The sequence below is a fragment of the Bacillus proteolyticus genome (assembly GCF_001884065.1).
Lineage (GTDB): Bacteria > Bacillota > Bacilli > Bacillales > Bacillaceae_G > Bacillus_A > Bacillus_A proteolyticus.
In genome coordinates, this window is record NZ_MACH01000035.1 from 1 (window position 1) to 504 (window position 504).

The window sequence follows — 504 nt, forward strand, 5'->3', positions numbered from 1 at the left end:
AAATCAAGTGAAGTTCATCCATCAACTATTTGGAATTGCTGCTTAAGACTAGATTTCACTAGGAAACTTTTCACATCTTTATATCTTTCCTAAGTATTTGCACCAGAACCATAGTTGATATTTTTTTATTGGTATTGGCACGAATACGATTTTTTATGATTGTTTTAGAAAGATTTAAAACACAATCTGGATGGGGAAATAGTTAAACAAAATTTAAAAATAGATCCGATTTACTAGTGAACATTTTTTCTAATTCAGGAAATGTTAATTGAATTACTTTGTGCATACGACTACGAATCATCGATAATTCTCCATCCAGTTCGCTATAAAATCTCGAAAGAGACTTTAACTGATGGAATAAGTGGTCCGTTCCATGAGATACCCTTCGGGTAACTGTAAAATGAGTAATGGCTAGTCGATGTGCATCACTTCGGTCCGTTTTATGAATCCGTAAGGAATCACATTGTAATTTTGCTTCTAAGGGGTTTAATAGACAATATGTAT

At 32.7% G+C, this 504-nt stretch carries 1 pseudogene; it reads right to left on the reverse strand.

The annotated features are described in order from the left end of the window. Window positions 1-106: 106 nt before the first annotated feature. A pseudogene (locus BAQ49_RS03985) lies at window positions 107-504 on the reverse strand (IS110 family RNA-guided transposase); the annotation flags it as partial.